The sequence below is a fragment of the Flavobacterium sp. 20NA77.7 genome, from assembly GCF_031326205.1.
Taxonomy (GTDB): domain Bacteria; phylum Bacteroidota; class Bacteroidia; order Flavobacteriales; family Flavobacteriaceae; genus Flavobacterium; species Flavobacterium nakdongensis.
This window is the reverse complement of record NZ_CP133721.1, coordinates 2,141,727-2,162,634: the sequence shown is the minus strand read 5'-3', so window position 1 is coordinate 2,162,634 and position 20,908 is coordinate 2,141,727. Positions and strand designations below refer to the sequence as shown.

14 protein-coding genes and 1 tRNA gene are annotated in these 20,908 nt (G+C 34.0%); 9 read left to right on the top strand and 6 right to left on the bottom strand.

Going from position 1 to position 20,908, the window contains the following annotated elements:
• Position 1 precedes the first annotated feature (1 nt).
• Positions 2-83, bottom strand: a tRNA-Leu gene (locus RF683_RS09615).
• Between the two features lie 122 nt (positions 84-205).
• Here RF683_RS09615 and RF683_RS09610 point away from each other — a divergent pair.
• The gene (locus tag RF683_RS09610; protein ID WP_309532073.1) at positions 206-3,172 is read left to right on the top strand and encodes a S8 family serine peptidase; all 2,967 of its coding nucleotides are present in this window, start codon (positions 206-208) and stop codon (positions 3,170-3,172) included.
• 32 nt (positions 3,173-3,204) lie between these two features.
• On the opposite strand, the gene RF683_RS09605 is transcribed toward RF683_RS09610, so the two are convergent.
• Entirely contained in the window at positions 3,205-4,596 is a 1,392-nt protein-coding gene (locus RF683_RS09605; RefSeq protein WP_309532072.1) for a dipeptidase, read from the bottom strand.
• Positions 4,597-4,726: 130 nt separating this feature from the next.
• Here RF683_RS09605 and RF683_RS09600 point away from each other — a divergent pair, with 130 nt between their 5' ends.
• From RF683_RS09600 to RF683_RS09580, 5 genes are all read left to right on the top strand, one after another.
• Positions 4,727-5,368 (top strand): 30S ribosomal protein S16, encoded by a 642-nt coding sequence (locus RF683_RS09600; protein ID WP_309532071.1) that lies wholly within the window; start codon positions 4,727-4,729, stop codon positions 5,366-5,368.
• 12 nt (positions 5,369-5,380) lie between these two features.
• On the top strand, positions 5,381-5,908 hold the full coding sequence (rimM, locus tag RF683_RS09595) for a ribosome maturation factor RimM (protein WP_309532070.1): 528 nt from the start codon (positions 5,381-5,383) through the stop codon (positions 5,906-5,908).
• Between the two features lie 50 nt (positions 5,909-5,958).
• The gene (locus tag RF683_RS09590; protein WP_309532069.1) at positions 5,959-6,618 is read left to right on the top strand and encodes a tRNA1(Val) (adenine(37)-N6)-methyltransferase; all 660 of its coding nucleotides are present in this window, start codon (positions 5,959-5,961) and stop codon (positions 6,616-6,618) included.
• A gap of 77 nt (positions 6,619-6,695) precedes the next feature.
• The gene (locus tag RF683_RS09585; protein ID WP_298658819.1) at positions 6,696-7,874 is read left to right on the top strand and encodes an acyl-CoA dehydrogenase family protein; all 1,179 of its coding nucleotides are present in this window, start codon (positions 6,696-6,698) and stop codon (positions 7,872-7,874) included.
• Positions 7,875-7,961: 87 nt separating this feature from the next.
• A complete protein-coding gene (locus RF683_RS09580) occupies positions 7,962-8,747 on the top strand; it encodes a DUF3050 domain-containing protein (RefSeq protein ID WP_309532068.1) in 786 nt (261 codons plus the stop codon).
• Between the two features lie 31 nt (positions 8,748-8,778).
• On the opposite strand, the gene RF683_RS09575 is transcribed toward RF683_RS09580, so the two are convergent.
• From RF683_RS09575 to RF683_RS09560, 4 genes are read right to left on the bottom strand one after another with little or no spacing between them, the layout of a single operon-like run.
• Complete coding sequence (locus RF683_RS09575) at positions 8,779-11,661, bottom strand: alpha-amylase family glycosyl hydrolase (RefSeq protein WP_309532067.1); 2,883 nt, start codon at positions 11,659-11,661, stop codon at positions 8,779-8,781.
• 57 nt (positions 11,662-11,718) lie between these two features.
• Entirely contained in the window at positions 11,719-12,870 is a 1,152-nt protein-coding gene (locus RF683_RS09570) for a SusE domain-containing protein (protein WP_309532066.1), read from the bottom strand.
• A gap of 26 nt (positions 12,871-12,896) precedes the next feature.
• Entirely contained in the window at positions 12,897-14,480 is a 1,584-nt protein-coding gene (locus tag RF683_RS09565; RefSeq protein WP_309532065.1) for a RagB/SusD family nutrient uptake outer membrane protein, read from the bottom strand.
• 10 nt (positions 14,481-14,490) lie between these two features.
• Positions 14,491-17,445 carry a SusC/RagA family TonB-linked outer membrane protein gene (locus RF683_RS09560; RefSeq protein WP_309532064.1) on the bottom strand — a complete coding sequence of 985 codons (2,955 nt, stop codon included), beginning with the start codon at positions 17,443-17,445 and terminating at the stop codon, positions 14,491-14,493.
• 226 nt (positions 17,446-17,671) lie between these two features.
• Between RF683_RS09560 and RF683_RS09555 the strand changes: the two genes are divergently transcribed.
• The 3 genes from RF683_RS09555 to pgmB all read left to right on the top strand — a co-directional run bounded on the left by RF683_RS09555 (position 17,672) and on the right by pgmB (position 20,906).
• A complete protein-coding gene (locus RF683_RS09555) occupies positions 17,672-18,691 on the top strand; it encodes a LacI family DNA-binding transcriptional regulator (RefSeq protein ID WP_309532063.1) in 1,020 nt (339 codons plus the stop codon).
• A gap of 204 nt (positions 18,692-18,895) precedes the next feature.
• A complete protein-coding gene (locus RF683_RS09550) occupies positions 18,896-20,254 on the top strand; it encodes an MFS transporter (protein ID WP_309532062.1) in 1,359 nt (452 codons plus the stop codon).
• Positions 20,247-20,906 (top strand): beta-phosphoglucomutase, encoded by a 660-nt coding sequence (gene pgmB, locus RF683_RS09545; protein WP_309532061.1) that lies wholly within the window; start codon positions 20,247-20,249, stop codon positions 20,904-20,906. Before RF683_RS09550 ends, pgmB begins: the two co-directional genes overlap by 8 nt.
• Positions 20,907-20,908 lie beyond the last annotated feature (2 nt).

The window sequence follows — 20,908 nt, the reverse complement described above, 5'->3', positions numbered from 1 at the left end:
GTGCGGGTAAAAGGACTCGAACCTTCACACCTTGCGGCACCAGATCCTAAGTCTGGCGTGTCTACCAATTTCACCATACCCGCGATAATTGGAATGCAAATATATAAACTAACTTTTCTTTTAGCAAATTAATTGTTTGTTTTTTTAATCGATGGTAAATAATAAGAAATTACTATATTGCAGGCTATTATTAATAGTATTATCTATGAAAAAAAAGCACTTTATTTCATATAAAAAAATAGGTATAATTATTTGTTTTTTGTTTAGTGTTGGAGTGTATTCTCAGACACAAAAGCAAGTTCAAGAAATAATAAAAAATTATGATTTAGTTAAAGCAAATCAATTATTGGCAAAAATAAAACAAAGAGAAATTCTTGAAAAAAGACAGGTTGAAGTATATATTAAAAAATATAATTTACCAATTTTTAGAGTTAACTCAGATGGTACTTTTGACCAAATGATGAAGTTGGCTTCAGATGGAAATCCGATTTATTATTCAATTCATAATGCAAATGCCGCAACTTCTACACGTGTAAATTTTTTACGATCAGGAGGAGGATTAGGTCTAAATTTAACAGGCACGGGAATGGTGCCAAGAATATGGGATGGAGGTCCAATATTAGCTACCCATCAAGAGTTTAATGGTAGAACCACTTTTGGAGACGGATTAACTATTCGCAATTCAAATAGCTTTCATGCCATTCATGTAACAGGAACAATATTAGCATCAGGTGTTGTAGCAGCAGCAAAAGGAATGGCGCCTACAGCAACCGCTCGAACGTTTGATTGGGACAATGATGAGTCAGAAGCCACATCAGAAGCAATGAATGGCATGTTGGTGTCAAATCATTCTTATGGCGTACCTGTTTCCAGTGCACCGGGAGCGTGGTATATGGGAGCGTATTCTAATGAAGCATATAATTGGGATGAAATTGCACAAATGTTTCCTTATTATTTACCTATATTTTCTGCGGGTAATGACGGAACAGCATCAAATCCTAGTCCATCAACTTCTGGATATGATAAATTAAATGGCAATAAAACCGCAAAAAATGTTTTAACTGTTGCTAATGGTCAAGATGCTACAGTAGATGGTACTTCTGGAGCTATAATTTCAGGAGGCGCAATTAATACAACTTCAAGTCAAGGACCAACAGATGACGGAAGAATCAAACCAGATGTTACAGGAAATGGAACGGGGTTATATTCTACTGGTAATGGAACAGGGACGGGAGGAACAAATACAAGTTACGTTTCGTTGACTGGGACTTCAATGGCGGCTCCAAATGTTACAGGAACATTAACGTTATTACAACAACATTATTACAATATAAATGGAAGGTTTATGCGAGCAGCTACATTAAAAGGGCTTGCTTGTCATACAGCAACAGATATGGGTAATGTTGGACCAGATGCAAAATACGGTTGGGGGTATGTAAACGCAAAATTCGCTGCAGAAACAGTATCAGGAAATGGATTAACATCTTGGATTTCTGAAGAGGTTCTTAATCCCGGACAAACCATAACAATGCAAGTAACAGCAACAGGAGGTACAATTCCGTTGTTAGGGTCAATTTGTTGGACAGATGTGGCAGATTCTTCAAAAATAAATTCAGGTACATTAAATGAATCAACACCAGATTTAACAAATGACTTGGATGTTAGAATTACGCAAGGGACCTCAGTTTTTTACCCATGGAGGTTGCAAAGTAATGCCAGTGCATTGGCTACAAGATCGGGAGATAATAATGTAGATAACGTTGAAAGAATTACTATTGACAGCCCTACTGCAGGAGCTGTATACACAATAACTGTTTCACATAAAGGAACTTTGTCTGGCGGAGCTCAGCGCTTTTCATTACTTGTAACAGGAATTACATCTAATTTTACGTTTAATTCAATTGCTGATACACAAACCAAATGTAGTAATACAGGTGATGCTGTTTATAATTTTTCATTAACTAAATTAGGCGGTTCGAATGTTACAATGACAGCAAATAACGTTCCAGCAGGCGCTAATCTTACATTTAGTCAATCAAGTTTTACGGCTAGTGGGAATTTTACAGTGACAATTAATAATTTAGCCTCTGTAGCAGCAGGAAGTTATGTAATAGACATTATTGGTAATAATGGTGCAGAAACAGAAGTGAAAAAAATATATTTAAATGTTTTTCACCCAACTTTCACAACACCTAATTTGATTTCGCCATTGGACGCAGAAACAGGCTTAACAACTGTTACCTCACTGACTTGGCAAAATGATGCAAATGTTACAAGCTGGGATGTCGAAGTTTCAACATCTACTACATTTTCATCATTAGCATTTTCTGGTAATGTAACGCAACCTACTTTTCAAATAATTGGGTTAGCATCAAATACAACCTATTATTGGAGGATAAAACCAAAAAATAATTGTGCGAATGGAAGTTATTCTTCAGTTAGAAGTTTTACTACATCAATAATAGACTGTTCAATTCCTGCCTTTGTTGCAACTGATTTCACGTCAGCCACAATAGCTGATGTAGCAAATTCAACAGCATCTGTTCCAGTAACAATTACAGGAGGATTGACCATAGGAAAAATTACGGCAAATGTAGCTATAACACATACCTATGTTCAGGATATGACAATTTTATTAACTGGACCAACTTCTATTGGAAGTCCAGTTATAATATTGCAAGAAGAAGCCTGTGGCGGGCAACCAAATATCAATTGTACATATGAAGATGCAGGGAGTTCACCTTCATGCAGCACTACATCACCGGCGATTTCAGGTTCAATAAAATCCTATGAACTATTACACAATGTTGACGGTTTATTAGCAGATGGCACATGGACGTTAACAGTAAATGATCCATATAATGGAGATGGGGGTGTGATTACGGCCTTTAGTTTGGCTATTTGTAGTAAAGGAAGTGCATTGTCAACACCTGTTTTAAACCCAGACCAACAAATTGCAATTTATAAATCAAATCAAAGTATTAAAATAATTGCCGATCAACGTATTCATTCGGTTTATTTATACGATGTACTAGGAAGACTTGTTTTTCAAAATGAAAATATTAATGCTACTACACTTGATATAGATTCAATAAAATCATCAAATAATGTGCTTTTTGTCAAAGTTGTTTTAGAAGATCAGACAATAGCAACTAAAAAAATTATATTTTAAGGATAAAAAAAGCGCCAAATTTGGCGCTTTTTTTATTTTTCATACAGTTCTGTAAAATATTTATAAAACAAAGGAATAGTTTCAATTCCTTTTAAATAATTAAAAATTCCATAATGTTCATTTGGCGAATGAATGGCATCGCTGTCAAGACCAAATCCCATTAGAATCGTTTTGCTTTTTAATTCTTTTTCAAAAAGCGCAACAATTGGAATACTACCTCCGGAGCGAACTGGAATTGCTTGTACACCGAATGTTTCTGTATAAGCTTTATTTGCTGCTTGGTATCCAATACTGTCAATTGGTGTTACATACCCTTGGCCACCGTGATGAGGTGTTACTTTTACTTTTACTGCTTTTGGCGCAATACGTTCAAAATGATTTTTAAACAGAGTTGTGATTTCTTCCCAGTCTTGATTAGGGACTAAGCGCATCGAAATTTTAGCGTATGCCTTACTTGCAATAACAGTTTTTGCGCCTTCTCCTGTATAACCACCCCAAATTCCATTTACGTCTAATGTAGGGCGAATAGAATTTCTTTCGTTTGTTGAATAGCCAGTTTCTCCATAAACATCTACAATATCTAAGGCTTCTTTATATGCTTCTTCAGAATAAGGTCGTTTTGCCATTTCTGCTCGTTCTTCTTTTGACAATTCTTCTACTTTATCATAAAAACCAGGAATTGTAATATGATTGTTTTCATCATGTAAAGAAGCAATCATCTTAGTTAAAACATTAATAGGATTTGCAACTGCTCCTCCATATAATCCTGAATGTAAATCTCTATTTGGTCCTGTAACTTCAACTTCAACATAACTCAGTCCTCTTAAACCAGTTGTGATTGAGGGCTGTGTATTAGATATCATTCCTGTGTCTGAAATTAAAATGACATCATTAGCTAATTTAGCTTGATTGCGTTCTACAAACCAACTTAAGCTTTTTGACCCCACTTCTTCTTCACCTTCAATCATAAATTTTACATTACAAGGCAGTGTGTTTGAGGCTATCATGTATTCAAAGGCTTTAACATGCATGTACATTTGTCCTTTGTCATCACACGCGCCACGCGCAAAAATAGCGCCTTCAGGATGAATAGGTGTATTTTTAATTATAGGCTCGAAAGGAGGTGAATCCCATAAATCAATAGGATCTGCAGGTTGTACATCATAATGACCATATACTAATATTGTTGGTAATTTTATATCAATTATTTTTTCGCCATACACGATAGGATAACCAGGAGTTTCACATAATTCAACAAAATCACAGCCTGCTTTTTCTAAACTGTTTTTCACAGCATTTGCAGTGTCAATTACATCTTGAGCATAAGCGCTATCAGCACTTACAGAAGGGATTTTTAATAAATCTATTAATTCGGTTAAAAAACGCTCTTTATTTTCTTGAACGTATTGTTTTATATTTTCCATTAGTGTGTTTAATAAAAGTCAAAGATAAGTATTTGTAATTTAATTATTTGTTTTTTGTGATTTCAAAAAAAGTTGTACATTTGCACCCTTAATAACCGAGGTCGGGTACCTCAATTTAATCAATTAGATTATGCCAGTAAAAATTAGATTACAAAGACATGGTAAAAAAGGGAAACCTTTTTACTGGATTGTAGCAGCAGATGCTCGCTCAAAAAGAGATGGTAAATTCTTAGAAAAATTAGGAACTTACAATCCAAACACAAACCCTGCAACTATCGATTTAAATCTTGATAACGCAGTACAATGGTTACACAATGGAGCACAACCTACTGATACAGCTAGAGCAATCCTTTCTTACAAAGGAGCTTTATTAAAACACCATTTAGATGGAGGTGTTAGAAAAGGTGCATTAACTCAAGAACAAGCAGATGCTAAATTAGCAGCTTGGTTAGAGGAAAAATCAGGAAAAGTAGCTTCAAAAGAAACAAACTTAGCTAAAGTACAAGCAGATGCAAAAGCAAAAGCGTTAAAAGCTGAAAAAGAAGCTAACGAAAAACGTATTGCTGCACAAGCTGAAGCTGCACAAGCAGCTGTAGCTACTGAGGAAGTAGCTGAGGAAGTAACAGAAGAAGTAGTTGAAGAAACTACTGAAGCGGTTGCAACTGAAGAAACAGTTGAAGTTGTTGCTGAAGAAACAGCTACAGAAGAAGTAGTAGCTGAAGAACCTGCAGCAGAGGCTGAAAGCACAAGCGAAGAAACAGAAGAAGCTTAATATACAGCGATAATGCGAAAAGAGGATTGTTTCTATCTTGGCAAAATCGCTAAAAAATTTAGTTTCAAAGGGGAAGTACTTATCTTTTTAGATACAGATGAACCTGAACTTTATCAAAATTTGGAATCAATTTTTGTTCTTATGAACAGAAATTTGATTCCATTTTTTATTGATCAAGCGGCATTACACAAAGATAAATTTCTTAGAGTCAAGTTTGAAGATGTAGATTCTGAAGAAGAAGCGGATAATTTAGTAGGTTCCGAAGTGTATTTGCCAATGGATATGTTGCCAAAATTAGAAGGTAATCAGTTTTATTATCATGAAATTATAGGATTTAGAGTTGTTGATCAACGATTAGGCGATATTGGAACCGTTAATTCTATAATTGAAAATACAGCTCAACCTCTTTTTGAAATTTATAAAGGAGATAAGCAAATTTTAATCCCTATGATTGATGAGTTTATCTTAGAAGTCAATCGCACAACTAAAGAATTGCTTCTTAATACACCTGTAGGTCTTGTAGATTTGTACATGGAGTAGTTATGGCATTCAAATTCAAACAATTTTACGTTAACCAAGATCAATGTGCTATGAAAATAGGCACTGATGCTGTTTTGTTGGGTGCTTGGACACCGCTAATTAATAATCCATATAACATACTTGATATAGGCGCTGGAACTGGAATTTTATCTTTAATGTTAGCCCAAAGAAGCAACGCAGCGCAAATCGATGCATTTGAAATTGACCAAGACGCTTACGAACAATGTGTTGAAAATTTTGAGGCTTCGCCTTGGGGAGATCGTTTATTCTGTTTTCATGCGGGTTTAGATGAATTTGTGGAAGAACCTGAAGAGGAATACGATTTAATTATTTCTAATCCACCTTTTTATACTGATACCTATAAATCGGATGATAGTTCAAGAGATTTGGCACGTTTTGAAGACGCCATGCCTTTTGACGAATTAATAGAGGCGGCTTCATTGTTGCTTTCGGAGAATGGAATATTTTCGGTAATTATTCCTTATAAAGAAGAAGAATATTTTAGTTCACTTTGTAATAAATTGAATTTATTTCCATTTAATATTACGCGTGTAAAAGGTACGCCAACTGCTGAAATTAAAAGAAGTTTATTAGCTTTTTCTCGCATAGAACAACCCCCTAAACTTAACGAATTAACCATTGAAATTTCTCGTCATCATTATACTCCTGAATACATCGAATTGACGAAAGATTTTTATTTGAAGCTGTAATTTTAAAATTATAACATTCGTTCATTGATTTGTTAAAAATCTTTACTTACTTTTGTTTCATATAATTATGAAATTTTATGAAACCAGATTTATTTCAAGCACCTGATTACTATCTTTTAGATGATTTGTTAACAGAAGAGCATAAGCTTATTCGAGATTCGGCAAGAGCATGGGTAAAAAAAGAAGTTTCTCCTATAATTGAAGAGTATGCACAACGTGCCGAGTTTCCCAAACAAATTATTAAAGGATTAGCCGAAATAGGTGGGTTTGGCCCTTATATTCCTGTAGAATATGGTGGCGCAGGATTAGACCACATTTCGTATGGGTTAATCATGCAAGAAATTGAACGCGGTGATTCAGGAGTTCGTTCTACGTCTTCCGTACAATCTTCGTTGGTTATGTATCCGATATGGAAATATGGAAATGAAGAACAACGCATGAAGTATTTGCCAAAATTAGCAACTGGTGAAATGATGGGTTGTTTTGGGTTAACAGAGCCTGATTTTGGTTCAAATCCTGGAGGAATGGTAACTAATTTTAAAGATAAGGGAGACCATTATTTGTTAAACGGTGCAAAAATGTGGATTTCTAATGCGCCTTTTGCAGATATAGCAGTAGTGTGGGCAAAAAATGAAGAAGGGAGAATACATGGACTGATTGTAGAACGAGGAATGGAAGGTTTTTCTACTCCAGAAACGCACAATAAATGGTCACTAAGGGCATCTGCTACAGGAGAATTGATTTTTGATAATGTCAAAGTACCTAAAGAAAACTTATTACCAAATAAATCTGGATTAGGTGCGCCACTTGGTTGTTTAGATTCGGCTCGTTATGGTATCGCATGGGGTGCTATTGGCGCAGCTATGGATTGTTACGATACAGCTTTGCGTTATTCTAAAGAACGTATTCAGTTTGACAAACCTATTGGCGCGACACAATTACAACAAAAGAAATTAGCTGAAATGATTACTGAAATCACTAAGGCACAATTGTTAACGTGGAGATTAGGTGTATTACGAAATGAAGGCAGAGCTACTTCAGCGCAAATATCAATGGCTAAACGAAATAATGTAGATATGGCTATACACATTGCTCGTGAAGCACGTCAAATGCTAGGCGGAATGGGTATCACAGGTGAATATTCTATCATGCGCCATATGATGAATTTAGAATCTGTAATCACCTATGAAGGAACGCACGATATCCATTTATTAATTACCGGTATGGATGTAACAGGTTTACCTGCATTTAAATAATTAAACAATAAATAAAATTGATATAAAATGCTTCTCTGTTTCGGGAAGCATTTCTATTTTTGTATAAAATTAAATGATTGAAGTTAGATGAATGCTATAGATACAATTCAGGAACAAATTAAAAGTTATAAGCAGCACTTATTACATCATTCGTTATACGAAAAAGTAACTACGCTTGAAGAGCTTCATGTTTTTCTAGAAAATCATGTATATGCTGTTTGGGATTTTATGTCATTACTAAAGGCCCTACAAGCAAAATTAACGTGTACTACAACACCTTGGTTACCTGTCGGAAATCCAGCAGTGAGGTATTTAATCAATGAAATTGTTGTAGCAGAAGAAACAGACTTAGCATTAGACGGATCGCGTCAAAGTCATTATGAAATGTATGTAGATGCGATGAAGGCTTGTGGTGCTTCCATACAAGAGGTGGCGTGTTTTTTAGAACATGTTCAGACCACTAAAAACATTTTTGTTTCTATTAAAAAAAGTAATTTACATCCAAATGTTAAAGCATTTTTAGATTTTACGTTTAGGGTAATTGAAGAAGGGAAAGCTCATAAAATTGCATCGGCATTTACGTTTGGTAGAGAAGATTTGATTCCGAATATGTTTACTGAAATTTTACGAAATTTTCAACAAAATTTTCCTGAAATAGATTTGTCTAAATTGATTTATTATTTTGAACGTCATATTGAATTAGATGCTGACGAACACGGTCCAATGGCTATGCAAATGATTGCTGAACTTTGTGGCGATTCTGAACAAAAATGGAAAGAAGTAGAACTAGTATCGATTGAAGCTTTAGAAAAACGAATTGGACTTTGGAATGCTATAGAAGAACAAATAGTCTTAAAAAAAGAATTGGTATAAAAAAAGCTGTCCATTTTTGGACAGCTTTTTTTTATTCTTTAATTAGTTTTTTAGTTTCCACTAAACCATCAGAAGTTTTGATTTTAACAAAATAAACACCATTTTCTAAAAATTCAATAGGTAATTCGTTTTGTGCTATTACGTTATTGTAAGTCTTAACAAGTTGACCACTAATAGTATAAATTTCAACTTGAGCTACATCTTGAGAAAGATAAAAACTAGTCCGTGTAGGATTTGGATATAAAACCAGTGGATTGTCTGATTCAAACCCATTTTGATTTAATGCCGCTAAAGGTTGGTTACCATATACTCTAAAACCTCCAGCTTCAATTTGCACTTGCATGTTTACGTTTGTTACCACTACAGGAGTATTATCCATTAAATTGTACCATGTTCCCGTATAAGGGAAGCCCACGGCAGGAAAATAATCAGTATCAGAAAAGTTTGTTAGCGCTAATACATAGCTTAAAGTGCTTTGGGGTGTAGTTGCATTCCAAACACTTAATCTTGGTTTTCCGGTTGTTGTTAAATCCCATTGATGTTGTCCGTTTTCGAAAACATTTTCTGTGGTTCGTAATTTTATTAGTTTTGAAAAAGTCGAATACACATCTTGCCTGTTAGTGTCCGTTTGCCAAGGACTTGTCCATTGAGGTTGTGGTTTTGTATCTAGTTTACAGTCAGGACTTGAATAAGACACAGCACCATTACTGCATTGCCATAATGAATTATTCCATCCGAGTTCGCTAAAGTGCCAAATCATTTTAGGTCCAGGAACTAAAAAAAACACACTGCCTAGTGTCTGCATTCTTTTTAAGGCTTTTGGTAAATCATTTTGTGTTTGTCCAGCTTCATTAATAGCTTTATATAAAATACGTTCCTCATCATGACTTTCAGCATAACCTATACATCTGTTATTGGTATTTGTTACCCCTGAAACATCCGTAAAATTACCTTTTAATAAACTAGCATAATTATCAGTCATTTTTTTCCAATACATAATACCTTTAGTATTCCCATTAGCGTTATAGGCAGCCCATTCTGCTTCTTCAGTTGCAGAACCACCTACTCCTAAATGTTCAAATATTACATATGAATTTGGGTCAAATTCCCATTGTTTGTCAGCATACCACTTCATTTTAGCTACTCTGTCTGAACGATAACCGTTTGTACAAGCATCATCTCCAGCAGAACATTGGTTAGTGAATCCTTTTGTTAAATCCCATCTAAATCCATCAATTTTAAATTCTTGAATCCATTGTTGTAAAGTTCTTACCACATAGGTGTTGGTTAGATTGTTTGGTTCATTGAAATGGTTTAAATCACTACCAACGCTATACGAATGTTTTGCATATTGGTTGATGTATGGATTTTCGGTTGTTGTTGGCACACTATCTCCCCAGCCGTCATTATCTGCATCTTGCATCCACATTCTAACTAACGGTGAACGGCCAAAAACATGGTTTAATGCAACATCTAAGATTACAGCAATTCCATTTTGATGGCATAAGTCAACAAATTCTTTTAATTTATTTGGAGGGCCATAGCGCTTATCTAAGGCTAAATGATATACGGTGTTATAACCCCAACTTTCATTTCCTTCAAATTCCATAACAGGCATTAATTGTATTGCATTAATTCCTAAGTTTTTGAAATGATTGATTTTATTTATAAGGTCTTGATAGGTTCTATTTGTATCAAAATCACGAACTAATACTTCATAAATAACCAAATCTTTTTTGCTTGGTTTAGTAAAATTTTGTGAAGATGTACTCCATGCGTAGGGTGTTTCTCCTGTTTTGAAGTAAGTAACTTCTCGTTCTTGCCCAGCCGCTATTAAATTGTAGGTAGGTAAACCAGGATATACGCCTAAATTTATAATTTCTGAATCATCATAAGGGGAGAGTACTAAAGTAGAAAATGGATCTGCTGTTTTTACTATAGCTGGTGAATTAGCAGGCCTGTTTGTATTGTCACAAATCCAATATTGATAAGCATAATCAGCACTTGGAGTAAGATTTGTAAGTTCAAGCCAGTATTTACCTGTCGTAGGGTCTTTTTTCATTAAGTGTGCAGTTGTAGGTTGCCAGTTATTAAAATTTCCCGCAACATAAATAAAATCTTTTGCTGGCGCATTAAGTACTAAAGTGACTTTAGTAGGATCAAATTCATCATAATTTATACCATCTACAAGACCAGTAGGCATCATGGCATTTACGACGTTCGGAATAACTATAACATTAAATTGTTTTGTAATAGTTGTTGCACCAATTGTGGCAGACAATACATATGTTTTATTTGAAGTAATATTTGTGTCTGAACATGTAAAAAAATTCGTAACTGTATTAGAACAACTTACGGGACTATTATTTGCAGTAAGAGAGTAGGTGGCATTACCACCTGTATTTTGCGCTACAATATTAACGTCTGAACCAGAATTGATTAAATAGGATGTGTTTACAGTGTGTGAAAGAAGTGTGACCTGAAAATTCCCTACATTATAAATGAAATCTTGACAGCTTGGAGGATTTTTCATCTCTTGACTACCAGAAGCATTTCTAAACACCAATCCCATCTTTGTAGCAGCATTTTGTTGTGTAGTATTTAAATTAAAATAAGTACTGGGAGTTAATGTAATACTCCAAACTCCATTTCCTTGATTTGTCATTAAACCAACGCCATTATCTAATCCCCAATTACCAACGACACTATAGCCCCAAGCATTCGTATCATTACCAATTCCCGCATGCATATATACTTTGTTTGCTGAAATGGGTATTGAGTTACATTGACTTTGACCAAGGTTTACCGATATTGTAATTTGTTGATTAACATCGAATGGATAAGGACTAATGCTTACTTGACCAAAAAAGATGTGTGTTACCAGTAGCGTAGCTAAATAAAATATTTTTTTCATAATTAAATACTATTAAAAAAGGCTGGAAATTTCCAGCCTTTTAAAAGTCTTAAAAAATTATATAGGATAAAATCTTATATTATAATTTGCAGAATTTCTGATATCTAATACAACTCTGTAATTACCAGCGGTTGGCATTTTCATGTTACCACCGTTTAATTTTACTTTGTATTGAGAACCTCCAGTAGTTACATTATCAACACCACCACTTAATGAACCAAATTTAACAGACCAATCGTCTTTCATTCTAATAAGGAATTCATCATTCGCTAATTGAATATCAATTTTATACATTTGGAAATAAGGTGAAGCTGGATTTGTATCAAAAGTCATGTAAGTTGGAGTGCCCCATCCATTAGGCGTTGCAGCACCAATAATTGCTACTTGTCTTTTTGACATTACATACGTATTATTGTTCCAATTAACTTGGAAGAAATACGTTCCTGCACCATCTACTGGTTGTATATTGTTGCCAGGAGAAGCTAAATTTCCAGTATTTCCAGAAGAATTTACATCACCTCTATCGCCAGACCAAGATGGTCCCGGAGTAAATTTAAAATTAGGCGTTGCTTCATTCATCCAAACAAAACCTTCATAATTTCCATCGTTATTTGGAGAGAATAATTTTGCTACATTTGCGTGGTCGGGAGACCAGCTGTTACCATATCCACTCGCACTTTGATAGCTTCCCGGAACATAAATTCTGTTAAACTCATCAAATGTGTCATAAGGAGTAACAGTGATAGTAACTTCATTAGAAATTGCAACTACACCATTTGTAGATGAAGACAACTGAGTTGAAGGTCTTCCAATAACTCTAATTTTAAATGTTTCAGCAGTACCAATGTTACCGTTTGCAGATAAAATTAAGTTGTTTAATTGTCTTTGCGTTAAAGCTTTTTCTAGACTACTTTGAGTAGAAGAAAAAGTTCCTAATGGGAAACTTCCAGATGTAGCTGTAAACGTTTGATTACTTTTTACAGCTTGTAGCGAATAAGTAACCGCAGCGTTAAAACCAAAATCAGCGCTTGTCCATTTTACTGTTGTAGCAGTTGAACCAGCTGAAGCAGCACTTAAAACAAATGACCCACCTGTTGGAGCAGTTAAATTTATTGTGCTGTTTGAAGCAACAGGATCAAAGGTTTCATCACTACATGAAGACAATGAAGCAAGAGCTCCCATTAATACAGTTAAAAATATTTTTTTCATTTTTTTCATTTTTTGGGTTAAAAATTTTAATAACCAGTGTTTTGTTGTAATGTTGGGTTAGATCCAATTGCTGTTGCAGGTATAGGGAATACTTTGAATTTATCATCTATACTTGCTCCAGTTTGTACATTACCTTTCCATTGCCAAATGTAAGAACTACCTGTAAATTTACCGAAACGTATTAAGTCTTGTCTTCTGTGTCCTTCCCAGTACAATTCTCTTCCTCTTTCATCAAGAATGAAATCTAAAGTTAACGCACTTTGGTTTACAGTTGCAACACCAGCTCTAGTTCTTAAAGCATTTACATAAGTAGTTGCTTGACTTAAACTTCCAACTCCTCTTACTGCTAATTCAGCATACATTAAGTAAGCATCAGCTAAACGGAAAACAGGGAAATCGGTATCTGCAAAATTACCTTGAGCGTCTGAACCAGCACCTCCTGTAGATTTCACATTTTTAAATTTACCAACAGCATATCCATCTGTAAAGTTACCAATGCTATTGATGTTTAATTGTTGACCACTTGTGTGGAACATACCTCTAGCATCTCCTGAGAATTTGTTGTAGAATTCTGGACGAGTTCTTAGACCCCACCAGCCACCATTAACACCATAATCAGATCCATTCATGTTTCCACCTATTGCAGCGTGAATAATGAAAGTTGTTCCTCCATAAGTTTGTGTACTTGTTCCAGAATATCTGATAGGGAAAATGATTTCATTTTGAGCGCCATTGATATCGTTGTCTGCCATAAATATTTTAGCATAACTATTTGGAGTCAAGGAATAAGAAGAAGCTAAAACAGTATTTAATTCTTGTGCTGCTTCTGTATATTTAGCTTGCCCAATATATACTTGTGCATTTAAATATACTTTTGCTAATAACATTTTAGCAGCAATTTTATCAATTCTACCGTACTCATTAGCTTGAGAATCTTTTAAGTCACCTTGGATAGCGTTTAATTCGCTAGTGATAAAATTAAACATAAAAGCTCTGTCTTTTTGAGGAGGTAATAAATAACCAACAGGGTCATTTTCAGTTGTAAATGGAATGTTACCAAACATATCCATTAAGTGCCAGTAAGAAAATGCTCTTAAGAAACGAGCCTCTGCTCTAAAGTTTACAATTTGTGCTCTTGTAGTTGCTGATACGTTTCTACTGCTTAATTTCTCATCAGTAGTTTGTCTTAAGAACTCATTACATAATGAAACTTGATACATTCCTCTAGAGAACATAGCATAAATGAATTCGTTATTTGAACCCCACGTATGTGTGTTTAATGAAGGTAAGTTACCATCAGCCCAACCAATTACAGCTTCATCTGTAGGCACTTCATTTAATACCCAGTAAGCTCTTAAGTATTGACCAAAACCACCATCAATACCATTGATGTCTGGTGCTCCATTAGGACCTCCTTGTCCAGAAGCAGCTAAACCTAAATATAATTTAGATAAAAATTGTTTGTAAGAGTTCTCATCTTGATAGAATTGTTCTGATGAGAACACATCTTCATCTAATTCATTTGTGTCTAATTCATTTGTACATGAATAAAAAGCAAAAGAACCTATAAAAATGAAGAATAAAGATTTTAAATATTTAATATTTTTCATAGTCTTTTTATTAGAAGTTAACATTACAACCTAGTACAAACATTCTTGCTCTTGGATAAATAGTATTATCTATTCCGCTAAATATTTCCGGATCAATTCCTTTGTATTTAGTAAGTACTAAAGCATTTTGAACACCAAAGTTAAATTTCAAATTAGTTGCTTTTCCTAACGCATCAGGGAAATTATAAGCTAAAGAAATATTATCTAACTTAATAAATGATGCATTTTTAACATAATAATCAGAAAAATATCTGTTGTTTCCTTCGCTAACAAACCCTGTTTCGAAGAAGCTAGGATTAATGTTGTTTAAAGGTGTAATTTGGCTAGTTGAGTTTGCTAAATAGCCTTTTGAAGAACCAATATTGTCATACATGTAGTTTCCTAAACTAGCTCTCCAAGACATTGAGAAATCCCAGTGTTTGTAGCTTAAATTAGATAATAATCCAAATGTAAAGTCAGCATATGGTTTTTTGTATTGGTACATGTCTTTTGTGTCAATGTTACCATCACCATTTCTGTCTACATACACACCTTCAAGTGGTTTTCCATTCGTACCATAGACTTGCTCATATACCCAGAACGAATTCGGTGCATAACCTGTGCTGTGGATTTGAATTGTATTACCTACACCTCCTGCAATTCCACCTGTAGTAAATCCAGCTGCTCCAGTTCCATCAATAGCTGTAGCGGTAATTTTTCTGTCTTGGTAGTTTGCGTTAAAGTTAACATTCCAGTTTAAATCTTTTGATTTGATTAAATCTGTATTTAATGATAACTCAACCCCTTTGATTTCCAAGTCACCAAAGTTTCTTGGTCCATAGTTTGATAAGTTTGCGCCGTCAGGATAAGCTACATAAGCTAACAAATCTTTAGTGTGTTTTTTATACACGTCAACAGTACCTCTAACTTTTCCAAATAATTCATAATCCACACCCACATTTGTAGTTGTAGTTTCTTCCCATTTGATTGTTTCAGAGTAGAACTGAGGACTAACAGGAGAAATGATAGTGTTTCCAAATGTATAGAAAGAACCATTACTTGCTGTAGAATATTGAGGAATATAAGAGAAATTAGTTGGCATGTCTTGTTGACCAGTCACACCCCATCCAAATCTAACTTTTAAATTCGTTAAGGTTTTGTTTCCTGCTAAGAAATCTTCTTTAGAAGCTACCCATGCAGCTGCCATTCCTGGGAAAAATGCAGAACGGTTTGCTTTACTAAAGTTGTTTGTCATGTCATTTCTAACATTCAACGTCAATAAATACTTCTCTTTGTAACCTAAATTAGCTCTACCAAAATAAGATTCTAATTTGCTTGTAGGATTTAGTCTAGTGTTTAAAGATGTAATAGTATTATTTGGATCTGCTACATTTCCGGAATTAAATAATCTATTTCCAGTTTCTTGATACGAGTGCCCTGCAGTAACATCTACAGATATATCTCCAAAAACTTTAGCATAGTTTAAATAAACGTCTAATACCTTTCTTGAACTTCTACTCCAACCAAAGCCATAACTTCCGTTATTATTAAGTGGATTCCCTCCCACTAAATAACCGTTAATACTTTGATTGCTTAATTTATTATCATAATTAAAATTAGATCTATCTAAACCAGCAACCACTGTTGCTTTTAATTCAGGTAAAAAGTGGAATTTATAATCTAATTGAATATTTCCAAAATATCTGTTAGTCCATCCATAATTACTTCTTTGATTTAATTTTGCTACCGGGTTGTCTGTAGCTAATAATATAGGAGAAGTTCCGTTCATCCACTCATTGTATCCTCCAAACGGAGAGTTTGCCGAATAAACAGGCTGCGTAGGATCAAAGTTGATAGCGTCAGAAATAGCGCCTTCGTCAGCAAATCTTTCTTTAATTAAAGAGTAGTTAGCGTTAACAGCTACTTTTAAATGATCTTTAAAAAATGAAGGAGTCATTCTCAAGGCAGAAGTAGTTCTATTAAAGCTAGATGTGTTTAATATCCCTGGAATATTTGAATTTCCAAAAGAGAAGCTAGTTGGAACACTTTTAAACATAGCGCCACGTATAGACATATTGTTGTCTACTGTAACTGAATTTGAAAAAATTTGGTCTTGCCAATCTGTATTTGCATTACCCATTCTAGCTACTCGTGTAGGATCAATACCATAAGCACTAATATTAGCAGGATTTACCATAAAGGCTCTAAAATCAGCTGCAGAAGTAGTATTCACTTTTTTTGCCAAAGTATTTACGGTAAATGTAGTACTCATGTTTACTTTTACATCTCCTCTTGCGCCTTTTTTAGTAGTTATTAAAATCACTCCATTTGAGCCTTGATTACCATAGATAGCCGTTGCAGAAGCATCTTTCAATATTGAAAAACTTTCAATGTCATTTGGATTAATAGTGTTTAAACCGTTTATTATTGGCACACCATCCAACACAATTAAAGGATCATTAGATGCATTTAATGAAGCACCACCTCTAATTCTAATAGCAGCACCATCACCTGGTCTACCGCCTTGTGTGATAACAACACCAGCTACTCGACCGTTTAATAGTCCTTCAACATTAGAGTTGAATCCTCTATTAAAGTCTTTTGCGGTTACTACGTCAACAGCACCTGTTGCGTCTTTCTTTTTAACAGCTCCATAACCTACTTGAACTACAACTTCTTCAATTGCTTTGTTTTCTTCAGTTAGTTGTACAGTTACTTCTTTTTGTCCAGAGTAGACAAGGCTTTCCGCTTTAAATCCAATAAAGGCAAAATTAAGCGTTGCGCCATTTTTAATATTCTTCAACACAAAAGAACCAGAATCATCTGTTTGTGTTGCTGTTGCAGTACCTTTTACAGATACAGTTACGCTTGCTAATGGTTGTCCATTTGAACTGTTAACAACCTTACCTTTTAAGGTGTTTTGAGCCAAAACTCCTAAAGGTAGCATAAGCATAAAAAATAGCATTTTTTTTAGCATAGTTTTCATACAAAATGTTTAAGTTAATTGTCTGTTTTTAATTGCTTATAAATTCACTTCGAATGTTAAATTTATGTAAAATTTTAACAAAAAAAAGTAGGGCCCTAAAAAAACTACTTCGAAAACGTTTTCGTGTTGAAAACTTTAGTTATTTTATTAATAATTAGCTTAAAAATTACGCACTAAATAATTTTTAAAAGCTTAATTTAGGAATCTGAAAATAGACAATTGTAAAATGAGAAGAAAAGTCACCCTTAAACAAATTGCAAAAGAATTAGATATTTCAATTTCTACAGTCTCAAAGTCGTTAAGAGATAGTCATGAAATTAGTGAAGAAACAAGGCAAAAAGTTCAGGCTTTTGCGAAATTGTATAACTATAAGCCTAATAATATTGCATTAAGCTTAAAAAATAAAAAAACAAAGACAATAGGAATCATTATTCCAGAAATTGTACACCATTTTTTTGCAACTGTAATCAGTGGAATTGAACAAGTGGCTAATGAGAAAGGATATAATGTTATTGTTTGTCTTTCAGACGAATCTTTTGACAAAGAAGTAATTAATTTAGAGATGCTAGCAAGCGGAAGTACAGACGGCTTTATCATGTCTTTGTCTAAAGAAACACAGCAGAAAAAGGACTTTCATCATATTGAAGAAGTCATTAATCAAGGGATGCCTGTAGTCTTGTTTGACAGAATTACTAATGACGTATTTTGTGATAAAGTTATTATTGATGATCAACAAGCAGCATATGATGCGGTAAGCTTTTTCATAGAAAAAAAATATAAAAATATAGCTTTAATAACTACAGTTGATTATGTAAGTGTGGGTAAATTAAGAACAGAAGGCTATTTGAAAGCGTTGAAGGAACATAAAATAGCCGCTCAAAATCATTTAATACTTAAAATTGAAGATATTGAACATTGCCAAGATAGCATTACTGAGTTGTTGCAAAACAACGAAATTGATGCTGTTTTTGCAGTGAATGAATTATTTGCAGTAACTGCAATTAAAACAGCACTTAAATTAGGTAAAAAAGTGCCCGTAGATATTGCTGTTATTGGTTTTACAGATGGTATTATTTCTCAATTTTCTACACCAACAATTACAACAGTGAGTCAAAATGGAATTAAGATGGGCCAAAAGGCAGCCAAAATATTAATTGACCGTTTAGAGAAAGAAGAAGAAGACGAACAATACACTACCGAAATTATCGAAACAAATTTAGTTTTTAGAGAATCTACGACAACGTAATAGTTTTGTTTATACTGCTGAAAAACAAATATTTATATATGTATAACATGTAAATTTCACTAAATTTATTTTGAAATAAATGTAATACATAATTTATTTTTATTTTATATTTGTGATTATCAAAGCTTATAACTTCACTTCAAAAATTAAGTTTTGATAAGCAAAATAAACGCTTATCGTAGTATTAATAAAGAATTACGATAAATGGAAAAACGTAAGTTAAGTTTCTGGGAAATTTGGAACATGAGTTTCGGTTTCTTAGGGATACAGTTCGGTTTTGCCCTACAAGGAGGTTATATGTCAAGAATCTTCCAAACGTTAGGTGCAGAACCACATGATATTCCTGGGTTATGGATTGCCGCACCTCTAACAGGTTTAATCGTTCAACCGATCATTGGATTTTTAAGTGATAGAACTTGGTCTACCCGATTCGGAAGAAGAAAGCCCTATTTTTTATTAGGTGCCGTTTTAAGTTCGTTTGCTTTATTTTTTGTACCATATTCATCAACTTTGTGGATTGCCGCAGGATTCTTGTGGATTTTAGATGCATCAATAAATATTAGTATGGAACCTTTTCGTGCATTAGTTGCAGATAAATTACCAGACGAACAGCGTTCTTATGGATTTATCATGCAAACCCTAATTATTGGAATTGGTACTTGGGTAGCATCAAATTTACCTTGGCTTGTAAAACAATTAGGTTTTGCAGAAACTAACGAAACAGGCGTTATTCCAGTGTATGTAAAAGTTGCATTTGGAATAGGCGCATTAGTCTTTTTATTGAGTATTCTTTATACTATTCTTACCACTAAAGAATATCCTCCAAAAGATTTAGAAGCATTTGAAACGAAAAAAAATGAAACAAATTTTATTACAGACTTTTTTGCTTCATTGCGCTCTATGTCTAGCAATATGCTAAAATTAGGAGTGATTCAATTTTTTAGTTGGTTTGCCTTTTTTACCATGTGGAGTATGGCAACTCCAGCATTAACTGAACATGTATTTAAAGCACCAGCGCCACTAAAAAAAGAGTTTAATTTACAAATTCCTGCAGAAAAGTTAGAATTTGAAACTTTAAATAATACCTTTCAGACCGCTTCAGATTCTGTAGGTTCTGCAATGGGCTTATATGGGTTATCTTCTATGGCATTTGCGCTTATTTTAACGTTTTATTCTTCGCGTTTAAAAGTGAACAGAAAATACATCCACATGTTTTCACTCATTGCAGGAGGAATAGGTTTTTTAATGATGAGTGTATTACCAAATCCAAGCTATTTAAATGCTTCATTTATTTTAATAGGTTTATCATGGGGAAGTATACTTTCCATGCCTTATGCTATGTTGTCAAGTTCAGTTGATGAAGATAAAATGGGCTTCATGATGGGACTTTTTAATATGTTTATCGTGATTCCTCAGATTATTGCTGCTTTGGGAGGTGTAAATGTGTTGTCAAAATTATTTGGAGATACAGCTATTGCACCAATGTTATTAGCAGGAACAGCATTAATAATAGGTGGACTTTGCAATTTTTTAATAACCGATAAAAAGATAATAAGTGGGTAATAAAAAAGCATTTATTTTTGATCTTGATGGTGTAATTGTAGATACGGCTAAATATCATTTTTTGGCTTGGCAAAAACTAGCCACTAGCTTAGGGATCCATTTTACACATGAAGATAATGAAAATTTGAAAGGTGTAAGCCGTGTGCGTTCTCTTGAACTTATTTTAGGTTTGGGAAATTATCAGGCTACAGAGGAGGAAAAACAACGTTGGTTACAAAAAAAAAATGAAGATTATCTAACCTATATTGATGCGATGGATGAATCTGAAATTCTTCCAGATGTAGTAAAAGTGCTAGATTTCCTTAAAACAAAAAATCAATTTATTGTATTGGGCTCAGCAAGTAAAAATGCTATTCCTATTTTAGAAAAAGTCCATATTTTGCATTATTTTGATGCTATAGTAGACGGAAACGATGTTTCCAATGCAAAACCAGACCCAGAAGTTTTTCTTCAAGGGGCAAAAAAAGTAAAGGTTGAAAACGAAAATTGTATTGTTTTTGAAGATTCTGTTGCTGGAATTCAAGCAGCTAATTTAGCTCATATGACTAGTATAGGAATTGGAGAACCAACTATTTTACAAGAAGCAAAGTTTAATTTTAAAGACTTCACACAAATAGATGAAGCTTTTTTATCAAAATTAATTAACGAATAGGT

What these genes read in the sequence shown, in the direction of transcription:
- RF683_RS09600 (WP_309532071.1), top strand. Translation starts at nt 4,727, where the DNA reads ATGCCAGTAAAAATTAGATTACAAAGACATGGTAAAAAAGGGAAACCT.
- RF683_RS09560 (WP_309532064.1), bottom strand. Translation starts at nt 17,445, where the DNA reads ATGAAAACTATGCTAAAAAAAATGCTATTTTTTATGCTTATGCTACCT.
- RF683_RS09580 (WP_309532068.1), top strand. Translation starts at nt 7,962, where the DNA reads ATGAATGCTATAGATACAATTCAGGAACAAATTAAAAGTTATAAGCAG.
- RF683_RS09575 (WP_309532067.1), bottom strand. Translation starts at nt 11,661, where the DNA reads ATGAAAAAAATATTTTATTTAGCTACGCTACTGGTAACACACATCTTT.
- RF683_RS09555 (WP_309532063.1), top strand. Translation starts at nt 17,672, where the DNA reads ATGAGAAGAAAAGTCACCCTTAAACAAATTGCAAAAGAATTAGATATT.
- RF683_RS09610 (WP_309532073.1), top strand. Translation starts at nt 206, where the DNA reads ATGAAAAAAAAGCACTTTATTTCATATAAAAAAATAGGTATAATTATT.
- RF683_RS09565 (WP_309532065.1), bottom strand. Translation starts at nt 14,480, where the DNA reads ATGAAAAATATTAAATATTTAAAATCTTTATTCTTCATTTTTATAGGT.
- RF683_RS09605 (WP_309532072.1), bottom strand. Translation starts at nt 4,596, where the DNA reads ATGGAAAATATAAAACAATACGTTCAAGAAAATAAAGAGCGTTTTTTA.
- RF683_RS09590 (WP_309532069.1), top strand. Translation starts at nt 5,959, where the DNA reads ATGAAAATAGGCACTGATGCTGTTTTGTTGGGTGCTTGGACACCGCTA.
- RF683_RS09550 (WP_309532062.1), top strand. Translation starts at nt 18,896, where the DNA reads ATGGAAAAACGTAAGTTAAGTTTCTGGGAAATTTGGAACATGAGTTTC.
- rimM (WP_309532070.1), top strand. Translation starts at nt 5,381, where the DNA reads ATGCGAAAAGAGGATTGTTTCTATCTTGGCAAAATCGCTAAAAAATTT.
- RF683_RS09570 (WP_309532066.1), bottom strand. Translation starts at nt 12,870, where the DNA reads ATGAAAAAAATATTTTTAACTGTATTAATGGGAGCTCTTGCTTCATTG.
- RF683_RS09585 (WP_298658819.1), top strand. Translation starts at nt 6,696, where the DNA reads ATGAAACCAGATTTATTTCAAGCACCTGATTACTATCTTTTAGATGAT.